We start from the raw sequence: 13,830 nt of genomic DNA on the forward strand, positions 1-13,830 counted from the left end.
CGGTGACGATGTTCACTGCCGGTGGCATCGCCACCCCGGCGGATGCGGCGATGATGATGCAGCTCGGTGCGGAGGGTGTGTTCGTCGGGTCGGGCATCTTCAAGTCCGGTAATCCGGCGGAGCGGGCCGCGGCGATCGTGAAGGCGACCACGTTCTTCGACGACCCGGACGTGCTGGCGAAGGTCTCCCGCGGGTTGGGTGAGGCGATGGTCGGGATCAACGTCGACGACATCCCGGTCCCGCACCGGCTCGCCGAACGCGGCTGGTGACGTAGGTAATCCCGCTCCTCCGAAACCACTGTGGGCCGGTTCTGCTGTCGTGCAGCAGAACCGGCCCACAGTCGTCGTTCAGGCCAGCAGGTCGGGAAGCTTCGCCGCGCTCTCCAGGATGTGCGTGTGGGGCTCCGGACGCAGCGCCGCCGCGTCGTGGGCGCCGGTCAGAACACCCACCACGTAGCGCGCCCCGGCATTCGTCCCGGCCCGGAGATCGTTCGGGGTGTCACCACCCACCAGCACCTCGTCGACGCTCTGCACTCCGGCGAGTTCCATGGCGCGGAAGATGAGATAGGGCGACGGCCTGCTCATCCGCACCTGGTCGCTCGTGATCACACCGTCGATGTCCCGTCCGATCTCCCACCCGACCTGCTCCAGCAGCGGTTCCGCGATCTGGCGTGAATAGCCGGTCTGGAGAACGATCTTGATGCCGCGCTGCCGCAACGCACCGAAGGCGTCGTGAACCCCGGGCAGTGCGGTGGGCGGCGTCTTGCGGTACGCAGCCAGAAGCATTGCGGTGAAATCGGATTCGACGGCGTCCAAAACATCCTTCTCGACCGGCACGCCGCTCTCCCGCAGCAGTCCCTCGATGGCCTGCCGCTTGCCCGTGCCCTTCCACCGGTCGAACCGATCGTCCGGAATCGGTTCGTCGAGGTGCTTCTCGACGGTGTCGCGTAACGCGACGTACACGGCGCCGCCTTCGTCGACGCTCGTTCCGGCAATGTCCAAGGTGACCAGGGAAACCCCGTGTTCGGTCATGGGTGTGACTCCTCACTGTTGAGCCACTGGCAGGTGATGCTGTCAGTGGGCGATCATCGACAGCACGTCGGCAATGACGTCGCTGTTGGTACCGCACGACAGATCGAGCGTCCGGCAGCGGTCGTAGTACGGGCTCAGATCCAGCCCGACTCCCAGTCCGTACACCTCGACGGCCCGCTCGTCCTCGTGTCGCTCGACCACGTCCTGCAGGTGGTGGTCCAGGTAGAACTCGTCGTTGGCCAGCGCGGTGGCGCCGTCCAGGGGGCTTCCGTCCGAGATCACGAACAGGAGCCTCCGGCCCTGGGTGCCCCGCATCCGGGAGCACGCCCAGTCGACGGCCTCACCGTCGACGCCCTCTTTGAACAGGTCGTTCTTCAGCAGTCCCGCGATCGCGGGACGGGCTCGGCGCCAAGAAGTCTCGGCGTCCTTGAACACCAGCTGCCGGACCTCGTTGAGGCGTCCCGGGTTGCGCGGACGGCCGGACCGGAGCCAGTCTCGGCGGGCCCGACCCCCGTTCCAAGCGGCGGTCGTGAAACCCAGAATCTCGCAGCGGGCGTCGGCCAGTTCGAGTGCCCGGGCGAACACGTCGACCAGGACCGCAACCGGTTCGCCGAACTCCTTCATCGAACCGGAGCAGTCGATGAGGAAGGTCACGGTCGTGTCGGTCTGCGGCTCGGTGCGTTCGGCCCGGAAGAGTCTGCGATCGGTGGGCGAGGTGACGAGCTGGGCGAGCCGGCGACCGTCGAGGTATCCCTCTTCCCGGCCGCCTTCCCATCCGTCGGTGACCGGTTTCGAGAGCAGGGCCTTCAGTTGCCGTCCGAGCTTCCGGACGTTGAGGTGCTGCAGGTCGATGCCGAGGTCGAGCCGCCGGCGGTACTCCTGCAGCAGTTCGGGCCGGACGAGGGACGCGATCTGTCGTGTCTCGTCGTAGGCGCGGGTGAACACGCGGTACCCGTCTCCGTCCTCCCCCAGCGCGCGACTGCGCCCCGACTCCGCGGTCCGGACGGCCTCGTCGTCGTCGGGTTCGAAGTCGAACAGGAGGGAGAACGCCGCCCGGCCGGCGCTCCGGTCGTCGGCCGAGACGTCCGTGTCGACCGGAGACTCCAGGTGACGGCCGATCAGCTCGGCGACTGCCTGTGCGTGGACCCCGAAGTCGTTTTGCGAGAGACGGGTTCGACGCAGCCACGGGAGGTGGCCGCCGAGAACGGAGGCGAGAGCGAATCGGGTCGATTCGATCAGGTCCTCGGTGGCCTCGGGTATCGGCTCGGCGGTGATCCGGGCCCGGCACATCTGCGTCACCGTGAACAGCAGCATCCCGTGCACGGTCTCGGTCAGCCCGGACGCCGCGTAGTCCTGTGACCACTGCGTGAAGCGGTGGGAGAGGTTGGCGCGCAAGCCACCCCACGCGTCGGCGGCCAGCGATTCGACGCGGAACTGTTCCAGGATCTCGAAGATCAGGCGATCCGCGGTGCCGTCCGGGCACAGGCTGCGATGCAGGACGGGGTCGGTGTGGAGGAGACGCGACGCCATGCCGTCCGCCGCGCCGCGGAAGGACGCGAAGTCGGCGCCGTCGAAGGACGGGTGCAGATGCGGGGCGGGCATCGGCACGCGCCGATGTCCGCGGTGGAGTTCCGGTCCGCGAAAGTGCAACTCACTCTGCCCCGCGAGGGCACGGATCGTGCCGGCACAGAGTTCGTGCACCTCCTGCTGACGGCGGACCGACGCGGGGCGCTCGGGCAGTTCTGTCATGACTGCCCGCTCAGGCCGTGCTCGTCGCGAGCATCGCCGACCGCTCCAGTTCCGAATCGAAGCATCGCTGGAAGTACTCGGCGACGACGGGCCGCTCGGCCTCGTCGCACTTGTTGACGAACGACAACCGGAATGCCAGTGCCGGGTCGTGGAAGATCTCGATGTTCTCGGCCCAGGTGATCACCGTGCGCGGCGACATCAGCGTCGACAGGTCGCCGACTCGAAAACCGCTCCGGGTCAGGTTGGCCACGGCCACCATCGACCCGATCAGGTCCCGGCTCAGTGACGGCACCCGCGCGGACACGATCTCGATTTCCTGTTCCGCGGGCAGGTGATCGAGCGTCGCGACGATGTTCCAGCGATCGATCTGCGCGTGATTGAGCCGCTGCACGCCGTGATACAACCCGTTGAGATTGCCCAGGCCGACGGTGTTGGCCGTGGCGAACAACCGGAAGGCCGGATGCGGAGTCAGGACCCTGTTCTGGTCGAGGAGGGTGAGTTTCCCGTCGCGTTCGAGGAGACGCTGGATCACGAACATGACATCGGGGCGGCCGGCGTCGTACTCGTCGAGGATGAGGGCAACGGGTCGCTGCAGTGCCCAGGGCAGGATTCCTTCCTGGAATTCGGTGACCTGCTTACCGTCTCGCAGGACCACCGCGTCCCGGCCTATCAGGTCCAGCCGGCTGAGATGCCCGTCGAGGTTGACCCGCACACACGGCCAGTTGAGACGCGCCGCGACCTGCTCGATGTGCGTGGACTTGCCGGTGCCGTGCAGACCCTGCACCATCACCCGGCGGTTGCGGCCGAACCCGGCGAGCAGGGCCGTCGTCACCGCGTGATCGAACCGGTACGCGGGGTCGATGTCGGGGACGTGGTCGACGGGTTCGCGGAAGGCGCGCACCGTCAGGTCGGTGTCGAGTCCGAACAGCTCGCGTGCGGACAGCACGTGGCTGGGTGCCGCAGTGGTCATTTCGGGCATGCGCCCTCCTTCAGTTCAGGTCTGGCGAACCGTCGTCCGTGACCTCGTTCTCGATCTCACCGATGGCGTCGGCCGCCCGCCGCAACGCGGGCAGAAGCTTGAGCGCCTTGTCGGGGGTGAGTCGCATGACCGGGGCCTGGACTGCGATGCAGAGGTTGGAATTGCCTGTGGCACAGGGGACGAGTACCGCAGCGCACACGAGGCCGGGAAGGAACTCTTCGTCGTCGATGGCGTAACCGTCACGGCGGACCTGCTTGAGTTCGGTCTCGATCAGCTCGACGTCGGTGACCGTCTTGGTGGTGTACCTCTCGAGCGGCATTCGCGCGAGAAGTCGCCGTCGCTGGGCAGGGCTGAGCTGCGACAGGATCATCTTGCCGCTGGCCGAGCAGTGCGCGGGCACCCGCGATCCCGCATGGAGTGTAAAGCGAAGGGGCTCGGAGGTTTCCACGCGGTCGAGATACACCACTTCGCTACCCGACAGGGTGGTCACGTTGCAGCTCTCGCCGAGTTCCGCGACGAGGTTCCGGAGGATGGCGTGTCGTGCGCCGTGGTGGGTGTCGTTGAGCAGCAGATTTTCGGCGAAGCGTCGCAGGCGCACGCCGGTGCCGTAATGCCTGCCGTTGTTCTGCCGGGTGAGGAGTCCGGCGCCCTCGAGTTGCTGGAGCATGCGGTGCAGGGTCGGCTTGGCCATGCCCGTCTCCTCGACGAGCCCCTGCAACGTGAACAGCTGGTCCTTGGAGGCGATCATCTCGAGCAGTGCGAACAGGCGGAGCGTCGGTGTGTCTCCGGGTAGCTCCGTAGTCGGGTGTCCGTTCGACTCGTCGATCCGGTGAATCTCACCCACGGTTCCTCCTTGGCCGAAACGGCGACGCATTCGCATCGTGTATCGAAAAATCATACATCTCGTTCCAGTTTTAGGAACATTCATTGACGAAGTGTGTGACGTGGCCTACTGTCGTTCCAGATCACAAAATCACGAACGAAACGTTCCGATTTTTGACATTCTCTGCCGGTTCCGGCGCGCCCCTGAAGGAGGATCACACATGAGCAAGAAGAAGAACGGTGCCGATCGCACCGCTGTCTCCGGTGTACAGAAGATGACACCGTCGGAGGCGTTCGTCGAGACGATGGTCGCCAACGGCGTCACCGACATGTTCGGCATCATGGGATCCGCCTTTATGGATGCGATGGACATCTTCGCTCCCGCCGGGATTCGGCTCGTCCCGGTCGTGCACGAGCAGGGCGCGGGACACATGGCCGACGGGTATGCCCGGGTCAGTGGGCGGCACGGCATGGTGATCGGGCAGAACGGTCCGGGTATCAGCAACTGCGTCACCGCGATTGCCGCCGCGTTCTGGGCGCACAGCCCCGTCGTCATCGTCACTCCCGAGGCCGGCACCATGGGAACGGGCCTGGGCGGCTTCCAGGAAGCCAACCAGCTGCCGATGTTCCAGGAGTTCACGAAGTACCAGGGGCACGTCAACAACCCGAAGCGCATGGCCGAGTTCACCGGCCGCTGTTTCGACCGCGCGATGTCCGAGATGGGCCCGACGCAGCTCAACATTCCGCGCGACTACTTCTACGGTGAGATCGAGACGGAGATCCCGCAGCCCACCCGCCTCGACCGCGGTCCCGGTGGCGAGACGAGCCTGAACGAGGCGGCGGAACTGCTGGCGCAGGCCGAGTTCCCGGTCATCGTGTCCGGCGGCGGCGTGGTGATGGCCGACGGTGTCGAGGAGTGCAAGGCACTCGCCGAGCGTCTCGGCGCCCCCGTCGTCAACAGCTACCTGCACAACGACTCGTTCCCCGCCAGCCACCCGCTGTGGACCGGACCGCTCGGCTACCAGGGATCCAAGGCCGCGATGAAGCTGATCAGCCAGGCGGACGTGGTGCTCGCCCTCGGTACTCGCCTCGGCCCCTTCGGAACGCTCCCGCAGCACGGCATGGATTACTGGCCGAAGAATGCCAAGATCATCCAGATCGACGCCGACCACAAGATGCTCGGTCTGGTCAAGAAGATCTCCGTCGGAATCTGCGGCGACGCGAAGCCCGCTGCCGTCGCGCTCACCGAGCGGCTCGAGGGCAAGGCCCTCGTCTGCGACGCCAACCGCGCGGCACGCGGCGAGAAGATCGACGCCGAGAAGGCCGCGTGGGAGAAGGAACTCGACGAATGGACGCATGAGCGCGATCCGTTCAGCCTCGACATGATCGCCGAACAGGAAGGCGAGGAGGGCAACTGGCTGCACCCGCGTCAGGTGCTGCGCGAGCTGGAGAAGGCGATGCCGGAAGACGTGATGGTGTCCACGGACATCGGCAACATCAACTCCGTCGCCAACAGCTACCTGCGGTTCGAGAAGCCGCGCAGCTTCCTCGCCCCGATGAGCTTCGGCAACTGCGGTTACGCGCTGCCGACCGTCATCGGCGCGAAGGCGGCGGCACCGGAACGGCCCGCCATCGCCTACGCAGGTGACGGCGCCTGGGGCATGAGCCTGGGCGAGATCATGACGGCTGTCCGGCACGACATCCCGGTCACCGCCGTCGTCTTCCACAACCGGCAGTGGGGTGCGGAGAAGAAGAACCAGGTCGACTTCTACAACCGCCGCTTCGTCGCCGGTGAGCTCGAGAGCGAGTCCTTCGCCGGGATCGCGCAGGCGATGGGCGCCGAGGGCATCGTCGTGGACAAGCTCGAGGAGGTCGGTCCCGCACTGCAGCGCGCGGTCGCCGCACAGATGAACGAGGGCAAGACGACGGTCATCGAGATCATGTGCACCCGCGAACTCGGCGACCCCTTCCGCCGCGACGCGCTGTCGAAGCCGGTTCGCCTGCTCGACAAGTACAAGGACTACGTGTAGTCCGCTCCCTGCGAGCACGTGGCCCCCGGCGCAGACGCCGGGGGCCACGTCCCGTGCCGTCCTGGTACCGACGATTCGACGTCGTCTGGACCTGTCGCTTCACCGCCGCTACCCCCCACACTTCTGACGGAGACAACGGCGAACGAAAGCGGTGCAACAGGGTATGGCGGCAACGGTGTGGGATCTGTCGTTGCCTGCCCTCCTCTTCGCGCTCGGCGTCGTGGTGGCCGGCGGTGTCGTCCGCGGTTTCGGTGGTTTCGGTGGCGCGATGGTGTGGGTCGCGGGACTCGTCGTCCTGCTCCCGCCGACGTCGGTGATCCCAACCGTGTTCGTCCTCGAGGTCGTCGCGAGCGCGGCGATGCTGCCCCAGGTGTGGCGGCAGGTGCACTGGAAGTCGTTGCGCTGGTTGTTCGCCGGCACCCTGATCGGTATGCCGCTGGGGATGTGGGCGCTCACGCAGCTGTCCGGTGACCTGGTGCGCGTGCTGCTGGGTGTCGCGATCATCGGCTCCGCCGTCGCCATGGCCGCCGTCCCCGACCGACAGTCGCTGCCCGGCCCCGGGGTGACCACGGTGACGGGTGTGGCGTCCGGTCTCCTCAACGGCGGCTTCGCGCTCGGTGGCCCGCCCGCCGTCCTGATGTACTTCTCCGCGTCCACCCACGTGGCGGCCGGACGCGCCTCGCTCGTCGTGTTCTTCCTCGTCATCGACGCGTTCGGCGCCGCGGGGTCGGCCGCCGGTGGTCTCCTCACCGTGCCCGTCCTCGCGCAGATCGTCCTGTTCACGCCGCTCTGCATGTTCGGCGCCGCCGCGGGGAAATGGCTGTTCGACCGCACCACCGCCCAGCAGGTCCGTCAACGGGTGCTGTGGCTACTCGGCTTCCTCGGCGCCGCCGTCCTCGTGCAGGTGGCGTTGCGCTGACCGCGTTTCCCGGGAACTCGAATCGCGCGAATCACGCTGGAACAGTCTCAGACTCGACACCGACCGCTGCAGGCCGTCGAGAGTCCGGGGATCCCAGCCGGTCAGCTGTTGCCAGCGGTCGAGCCGGTAGGTGATCGAGTTCGCGTGCAGGTGGATGTCCCGTCCGGCCGCGCTGATGGAGAACTCGTTGCGGGCGAACGCCAATACCGCCTCGACGAGGTGCGGATGGTCCGCGGCGACGGCGACACCCGGCTCCAGCAGCGTGGCGAGCTCGTCGCGATGATCCGCCAGGGTGGCGGCAACCCACTCGTCGGCGAAACGGACCACCTCACCGGTAGGCGAGGCCAGATGCAGGACCCGGCGCGCGTCCGTGATGCTCATCGCCGCGCCGGCCAGGCCGGGGCGGCCCAATCCGACTCCGACCGTGGTGCCCGGGTGACCGAGCCGGACCTCGCGGATGATGGCGTCGACCGGTGCGCGCTGGCTCAGGGCGATGATGACGGTGTCGTGCCCGCTGCATTGAGTGGTGCCCGGGATCGTGTCCAGGGTGCGTTGCAGCCGTTCGAGCTGCGCTTCCGACCACTCCTCCGCGGCGATGCACACCGCTTGGAACTCGTGCTGCGCGGTGAAACCCAGCGCCTCTGCCAGCTCGCGCACATCGCGGTGGTCGCCGTCGACCGACCTCGCGAGGGCCTCGAAGAACCGGTATCGCACCCCCGCGCGGATGGCCTGTTCGCTTCGGGTCGCGTCGGTGTGTCCGACGGCGACCGCGCTGGTGGCGGTATGGACGAGGTCCCACATCATGCCGCCTGCGCGCAGCAGGTCGGTTGTCGGCTCGGCGGCTGTGGCCACCATCGTGTTCCACAATTCGCGGGACGCGATGTGGTACGTCTCGATGACGTCGGACAGTGGCAATCCCTGCATTGCCCGGCGCCGCCCGAGCTGACGCGAACGCTCGAGGACGTCGTCGGCGAGAGGCTCGCTCTCCGCGAGGGCGCGCAACGTCGCAGCGAGCTGCCGCCTGATGTATCCGCGCTGCTCGTCGATCGGTACGGCGGCGTACGACTGCAACTCGGCGCGGATCTGACCCACTGCTCGGTCGGTTACCGATTCGATCTCCTCCGAGACCTGCCGGCACAGCCGTTGGATCGTGTCTTCACCCACGGACTCGGGCACCCTCTCCCTCGTTTTCCGCACTCCCGTGAAATTCACGAACCGCCGCGACGTTTTCCGGGATTCGCCCATGGCCCGAGGGGAGTGATTCAGCCCACACTAGTGCCAGAGTGCACGTCGACCGGCACCGGACCCAACCCGCGACGCCGGTGGACGCAGTCGGAATAGGAGACAAAACAATCATGTCCAACGAGGCAAAAAGCGCCTTACTCGCGATAGGTGTCCCGTTCGCCGGGGTTCTGGGCGGCATCGTCGCCCTGGCCGGATCCACGGCCACGGTCTTCGGAGTCCCCATCCTGTTCGCGTGGTTGTTCCTGTGGATGCCGCTCACCTCGCTGTGCCTCCATCTCGCCTGGAAGCTATTCGACCGCAAGGACTTCGAAGCCGCCGAGCGCGCCGAATCGGCCGCTACGAGCGCTCGGACGGGAGACCAGTCATGACCGCGGCCTTCTTCACCCTCGTGCTCGTCCTCGCCCTCGGGGCAGGCGTGCTGTCGCGGCGCGGCAGCAAGAAGGAGATCTCCGACTACCTGGTGGGGGGCCGGTCGTTCGGTCCGCTGCTGGTCTTCATCCTGGGAGCGGGCGAGGCGTACAGCATCGGCACCCTGATCGGTTTCCCCGGCGGCGTGTACGCGCACGGGGCGAGCTACGGCGTCTGGTTCATCGGGTACATCCTGCTGGCCTACCCGATCGGATACTTCTTCGCGCCCTATCTCTGGCGCGCGGGCAAGAGATACGGCGCCATGACCCTGCCCGATGTGGCCGGGCGCCACTTCCGGTCGCGTGGGCTGGAATTGACGATCGCCATCGCTTCGGTCGTATTCCTCATCCCGTGGGGCCAGCTTCAGCTCGCCGGACTGCAGATCGCGCTGACCGGTCTGGGTATCTCCATCGACCCAACCGTCGCGGTCTTCGCCGGCGCAGCCCTTGCGCTGCTGTTCCTCATGTTGTCCGGGGTGCGCGCCCCCGCGTTCGTGTCGTACGTCAAGGACACCGCCCTGTTGCTCGGCGCCGTCCTGATCGGACTCGCGGCGGTGATCGAGACGGGTGGCACCGAAAAACTGTTCGCCGCGGCGGCAGCCAGTGGTGGCGGCTCGGCCTCACACTCCACGGTCACCGGGTCGTCACTGACGTTCGTCCTGACGACGATCGTGTTCCAATCGGTCGGGTTCTTCATCTTCCCGATCATCGTGCAGGCCGTGCTCGCGGCGAAGTCCGAGGCGACGATCAAGCGGGTCGCCAAGTTCAATCCGCTGTACATGCTCATGTACCCGTTCCTCGTCGCTGCCGCCTTCGGGGCGATCACGCTGCTGCCCACGAAGCTCGAGGGCACGGAATCCGACCAGGTGCTCCTGCAGTTGTCGCGACAACTGTTGCCCGACTGGCTGACCGGCGTCGTCGCAGGCGGCGCGGCCCTCTGCGCGATCGTGGTCCTGTGCGGGGCGGCCCTCGGAATCGGCGCGATCGTGTCGCGCAACATCATTCCCGGGATCCCGGAATCCCGCCAACGGGTCTGGGTGCGTGGAGTCGTCGTGGCGTACCTCGGGATCTCGCTCCTGCTCACCCTCGCGACACCTCAGCTCCTGCTCACCCTGGTCAACACGGCGTACTACGGCGTCACCCAGGCCGCGGTGGTCTTCGCGACGATGGTCTTCGGATGGAAACTGCGACCCGCTGCCCTCGCCATGGGCGTGGTGCTCGGCGACGTCGTGGTGCTGTGGCTGTATCTCGACAAGCACGGCCCGGTGTCCGCCTGGCTCGCCGAGCACGGTGTCAATCTCGGCGCGGCCGCCCTGGTCCTCAACATCCTCTTCGTGGTGTCGACGCGGGTGTTCTGGCCACCCACCGATCCCGTCCGCGGCCTTCGCGCCGACGGCCGAACGTCCGGCACCGCCGCGGGATCCGTGGCCGCACGCAGCGAAGTGGGTGCCTGATGTCCCGGACACTGCTCACCGCCGATTCGATCCACACCCAGGACCCGTCGTCGCCGACGGTCGAGGCGCTGGTTGTCGACGGAGCCGACGTGATCGCCACCGGCACCAGGAAGGACATGGCGGATCGCGCCGGAGTCGGCGCCCGCCGCCTCGACCTGCCCGGGGCCACGGTGATCCCGGGTCTCATCGAATCGCACATCCACCCCACCTACGCCGGCCTCACCGACGGCTGGGCGGACTGCCGGACACCACCGTGCCGGTCGATCGCCGACATCCAGCAGGCGCTGCGTGCCGCGGCCACCGGCAGCGGATGGATCAGGGGGTGGGGTTACGACGACACCCAGATCGCCGAGGAGCGGCATCCGACCCGGACGGATCTCGACGCCGTCAGTACCGATCGTCCGGTCATCGTCCTGCACATCTGCGGGCACTTCGCCGTCGCCAACACCGCCGCACTCGCGGCCGCAGGCATCGACGAATCCACGGTGCCGGTGGACGACCCGCTCTTCCCTCGCGGCGCCGACGGTCGACTGACCGGGATGGCGTGGGAAATCGATGCGGTGGCGAGGCTCACCGCGGCGGTTCCCGCGTTGACCGAGCAGGAGGTCAACGGCGCCTTGCTTCGCAGCCTGCTGTCGGCGCGGTCGCGGGGTATCACCACGATCCACGATCTCGGGGTGGGTCTCTCGGCCGGCGAGCAGGAGCTGACCGCCTACCGCTCGCTGGACGCGTCGGGTGAGCTGCCGGTGCACGTCGTCGGGTTCCTGCGCGGTGACCTGGCGCTCGAGGCCCTCGACGACCGGGGAGTCACGTTCGAGCACGCACCCGCGGCCGGCGCACGCTTCCGGCTGGGCGGCGCGAAGTTCTGGGCCGACGGATCGATCCAGGGGCTGTCCGCCGCACTCCGCACGCCGTACGCATGCGACCCCAGCCATCACGGCGACCTGCTCTACCCTCAGGCGCAGCTCGACGAGATGATCCTGCAGGTGCATCGTGCGGGTGGCCAGGTCGCCGTGCACGCCAACGGCGACGCGGCGGTCGGTGCCGCGATCACCTCGCTGCGGAGGGCACAAGCCACCGACGGCCGGGTGGGACGGCACCGCATCGAACACTGCCAGGTGAGCGCACCGAGCGACCTCGCCGCGATCCGGGAAGCCGAACTCGGGGTGAGTTTCTTCGTCAACCACGTCTTCTACTGGGGCGACCGCCACCGCGACCGGTTCCTCGGTGCCGAGCGTGCCGCCGAAATGGATCCCCTCGCCTGCGCCGACGAGCTGGGGCTGCGATTCGGACTGCATTCGGACTGCCCGATCACTCCGATGGATCCGCTGGCGACCATCAGGACCGCGGTCACCAGGATGACGAGGGGCGGCACGGTGCTCGGCGGAAACCAGCGGATCGGAGTGGATCGCGCGATCCGGGCCATGACCATCGACAGCGCGTACCTGGTCCACGACGAGACCCGTGTCGGCACCTTGACGGCCGGCCGTCGTGCGGACCTGGTGGCGCTCGACGGCAGCCTCGGGGATCTCGCGAACGGCACCACCGAAATACCCCGCCCCACAATGGTCATGATCGACGGAGAGTCGGCGGACATGCGCTGACCCGAACAGCTGAAACGGAACCGGAACCCGCCCCCGCCGATCAGGCGAGGGCGGGTTCCCGCTACCGGCGGAAACTCGCCTGGCACGCCTGGCCGAGGAGGGCGATGCCTTCTTCGATGGAGCGCAGTGGGATCGCCCCGTAGCCGATGCGGAAGTGGTTGCGGGGCGGGACCGGCTGCGTGAAGAAGATGTCGCCCCGTTCGATGAGCACACCGCGGGCTTCCGCCTCGCGCACGAGTACCCGGCAGTCGAGGTTCTCCGGGCCGGTCATCCACAAGCTGACGCCACCGGGCGGATAGGGTTCCTGCGGCCACGGGAGATATTTGTCGACGGCCGCACACAGACGCTCCCATTTGTGTTTCATCTGGGTGCGGTGATGGCGCAGCGCGCGGTGGTACTCCCCGCTGTCGATGAGCATGGCAAGGGCCCGTTGCTGGTGACCCGGGGGATGACGGAGCACGTACCGTCGGGCCTTCCGCAGTTCGCGCACCAGGTCGGCAGGTCCGACGAGGTAGCCCAGACGCAGACCGGGGGCCAGGAACTTCGAGAACGTACCGAGGTACACGGCGTCGCCGCTCGAGTCGAGCGCCTTGAGCGCCGGGCTGGGGCTGCCGTGGTAGCGGAACTCGCTGTCGTAGTCGTCCTCCACGATCACGGTGCCGGACTCCGCGGCGAGCTGCAACAGACGCTGACGACGGTCGATGCCGAGCGTCGCGTTGGTCGGATGGTGATGGCTCGGTGTCAGATACATCAGGTCCGTGCCGCGGAGAGTCTCCGGCGGGCGCAGGCCGCGATCGTCGACGTCGATGCCGTACACCTGGGCGCCCGTGCGCAGGAAGATGTGTCGCGCATCGAGATAGCCGGGGTTTTCGATGGCAACCCGATCCTCGGGTCCGAGCAGCACCCGGCCGACGAGATCCAGGCCCTGCTGGGAACCGACCGTCACCAGAACTTCGTCCGCACTCGCCTCGATGCCGCGCGAGGGCAGCAGATGCTGGCGGATCATGTCGATCAGCATCGGGTCGTCCGCACCGACGCTGTCCTGGAGGCTCGCGTAGGCGTGGGGTTGGTATAGCGCGTCGCGGAGACAGCGCACCCACGCGCGGGCGGGGAAGCTGCGGATGTCGATCTGCCCGGCCAGGAACGGGTACGGGTAGCTGTGCCAGTCGACGTTCTTCTCGATGTGCGGGACGTCGGCGTCGGGGTAGCGCCGGATGCGGGACGACCAGTCGATGCGCGGGATGGTCGCGCGGGCGTCCGTTGCGAGCGTCTCGATCATGTCGGGATTCACGAACATGCCCGAGCGCTGGTGGCTTTGAACGAGTCCCTCGGCGATCAGTTCCTGATACGCCAGGTTGATCGTGTTCCGGGAGATCGCGAGATCGACGGCGAGTTCACGCGAACTCGGAAGGCGGTGTCGTGGATCGAACAGCCCGTTGGCGATGCCGTGCTCGATCGCCCGTCGAACCTGGCGGTAGAGCGGTTCGGCGGAATTGCGGTCGACCTCGATCAGTGTTCTCGGCACGCATCGCCTCCTGTGGATCCAAGAGTGGCCAGAGGTAGGCCGACCCGGCACGCCGAGCAGTTCTC

At 67.3% G+C, this 13,830-nt stretch carries 11 protein-coding genes and 1 pseudogene; 6 read left to right on the forward strand and 6 right to left on the reverse strand.

The window, feature by feature from the left end; translation table 11 throughout:
- Positions 1-269: pseudogene (locus HGB39_RS20395) on the forward strand (pyridoxal 5'-phosphate synthase lyase subunit PdxS); the annotation flags it as partial.
- 78 nt (positions 270-347) lie between these two features.
- Here the strand turns inward: HGB39_RS20395 and HGB39_RS20400 are convergent.
- Genes HGB39_RS20400 through HGB39_RS20415 form a run of 4 tightly spaced genes read right to left on the reverse strand, consistent with a single transcriptional unit; the run spans position 348 to position 4,603 of the window.
- Entirely contained in the window at positions 348-1,031 is a 684-nt protein-coding gene (locus HGB39_RS20400; RefSeq protein WP_005561829.1) for a phosphonatase-like hydrolase, read from the reverse strand.
- A 42-nt stretch (positions 1,032-1,073) separates the two neighbouring features.
- The gene (locus tag HGB39_RS20405; protein ID WP_005561830.1) at positions 1,074-2,780 is read right to left on the reverse strand and encodes a cobaltochelatase CobT-related protein; all 1,707 of its coding nucleotides are present in this window, start codon (positions 2,778-2,780) and stop codon (positions 1,074-1,076) included.
- Positions 2,781-2,790: 10 nt separating this feature from the next.
- The gene (locus tag HGB39_RS20410) at positions 2,791-3,759 is read right to left on the reverse strand and encodes an AAA family ATPase (RefSeq protein WP_005265606.1); all 969 of its coding nucleotides are present in this window, start codon (positions 3,757-3,759) and stop codon (positions 2,791-2,793) included.
- Between the two features lie 10 nt (positions 3,760-3,769).
- Complete coding sequence (locus HGB39_RS20415) at positions 3,770-4,603, reverse strand: IclR family transcriptional regulator (protein WP_005265605.1); 834 nt, start codon at positions 4,601-4,603, stop codon at positions 3,770-3,772.
- 199 nt (positions 4,604-4,802) lie between these two features.
- On the opposite strand from HGB39_RS20415, the gene xsc reads away from it, so the two are divergent.
- Together xsc and HGB39_RS20425 are read left to right on the forward strand one after the other, a co-directional pair.
- The gene (gene xsc, locus HGB39_RS20420; protein WP_005561831.1) at positions 4,803-6,611 is read left to right on the forward strand and encodes a sulfoacetaldehyde acetyltransferase; all 1,809 of its coding nucleotides are present in this window, start codon (positions 4,803-4,805) and stop codon (positions 6,609-6,611) included.
- A gap of 163 nt (positions 6,612-6,774) precedes the next feature.
- Positions 6,775-7,530, forward strand: coding sequence for a sulfite exporter TauE/SafE family protein (locus HGB39_RS20425; RefSeq protein WP_005561832.1), 756 nt, complete (start codon positions 6,775-6,777; stop codon positions 7,528-7,530).
- Here the strand turns inward: HGB39_RS20425 and HGB39_RS20430 are convergent.
- Positions 7,480-8,706: a PucR family transcriptional regulator gene (locus HGB39_RS20430; protein ID WP_005561833.1), complete on the reverse strand. Its 1,227-nt coding sequence runs from the start codon at positions 8,704-8,706 to the stop codon at positions 7,480-7,482. The two genes, HGB39_RS20425 and HGB39_RS20430, sit on opposite strands and share 51 nt — an antisense overlap.
- A gap of 179 nt (positions 8,707-8,885) precedes the next feature.
- Here HGB39_RS20430 and HGB39_RS20435 point away from each other — a divergent pair, with 179 nt between their 5' ends.
- From HGB39_RS20435 to HGB39_RS20445, 3 genes are read left to right on the forward strand one after another with little or no spacing between them, the layout of a single operon-like run.
- Positions 8,886-9,143 (forward strand): DUF3311 domain-containing protein, encoded by a 258-nt coding sequence (locus tag HGB39_RS20435; protein WP_005561835.1) that lies wholly within the window; start codon positions 8,886-8,888, stop codon positions 9,141-9,143.
- Positions 9,140-10,636 (forward strand): sodium:solute symporter family protein, encoded by a 1,497-nt coding sequence (locus HGB39_RS20440; RefSeq protein ID WP_005254316.1) that lies wholly within the window; start codon positions 9,140-9,142, stop codon positions 10,634-10,636. Before HGB39_RS20435 ends, HGB39_RS20440 begins: the two co-directional genes overlap by 4 nt.
- On the forward strand, positions 10,636-12,240 hold the full coding sequence (locus tag HGB39_RS20445) for an amidohydrolase (protein WP_005561838.1): 1,605 nt from the start codon (positions 10,636-10,638) through the stop codon (positions 12,238-12,240). The genes HGB39_RS20440 and HGB39_RS20445 overlap by 1 nt, the downstream gene beginning before the upstream one ends.
- A 61-nt stretch (positions 12,241-12,301) precedes the next feature.
- On the opposite strand, the gene pdxR is transcribed toward HGB39_RS20445, so the two are convergent.
- A complete protein-coding gene (gene pdxR, locus HGB39_RS20450) occupies positions 12,302-13,765 on the reverse strand; it encodes a MocR-like pyridoxine biosynthesis transcription factor PdxR (protein ID WP_005561840.1) in 1,464 nt (487 codons plus the stop codon).
- Between the last annotated feature and the right edge of the window lie 65 nt (positions 13,766-13,830).

Source organism: Rhodococcus opacus, assembly GCF_012396235.1.
Lineage (GTDB): Bacteria > Actinomycetota > Actinomycetes > Mycobacteriales > Mycobacteriaceae > Rhodococcus_F > Rhodococcus_F opacus.

What these genes read in the sequence shown, in the direction of transcription:
- HGB39_RS20440 (WP_005254316.1), top strand. Translation starts at nt 9,140, where the DNA reads ATGACCGCGGCCTTCTTCACCCTCGTGCTCGTCCTCGCCCTCGGGGCA.
- xsc (WP_005561831.1), top strand. Translation starts at nt 4,803, where the DNA reads ATGAGCAAGAAGAAGAACGGTGCCGATCGCACCGCTGTCTCCGGTGTA.
- HGB39_RS20445 (WP_005561838.1), top strand. Translation starts at nt 10,636, where the DNA reads ATGTCCCGGACACTGCTCACCGCCGATTCGATCCACACCCAGGACCCG.
- HGB39_RS20405 (WP_005561830.1), bottom strand. Translation starts at nt 2,780, where the DNA reads ATGACAGAACTGCCCGAGCGCCCCGCGTCGGTCCGCCGTCAGCAGGAG.
- HGB39_RS20400 (WP_005561829.1), bottom strand. Translation starts at nt 1,031, where the DNA reads ATGACCGAACACGGGGTTTCCCTGGTCACCTTGGACATTGCCGGAACG.
- HGB39_RS20435 (WP_005561835.1), top strand. Translation starts at nt 8,886, where the DNA reads ATGTCCAACGAGGCAAAAAGCGCCTTACTCGCGATAGGTGTCCCGTTC.
- HGB39_RS20410 (WP_005265606.1), bottom strand. Translation starts at nt 3,759, where the DNA reads ATGCCCGAAATGACCACTGCGGCACCCAGCCACGTGCTGTCCGCACGC.
- HGB39_RS20425 (WP_005561832.1), top strand. Translation starts at nt 6,775, where the DNA reads ATGGCGGCAACGGTGTGGGATCTGTCGTTGCCTGCCCTCCTCTTCGCG.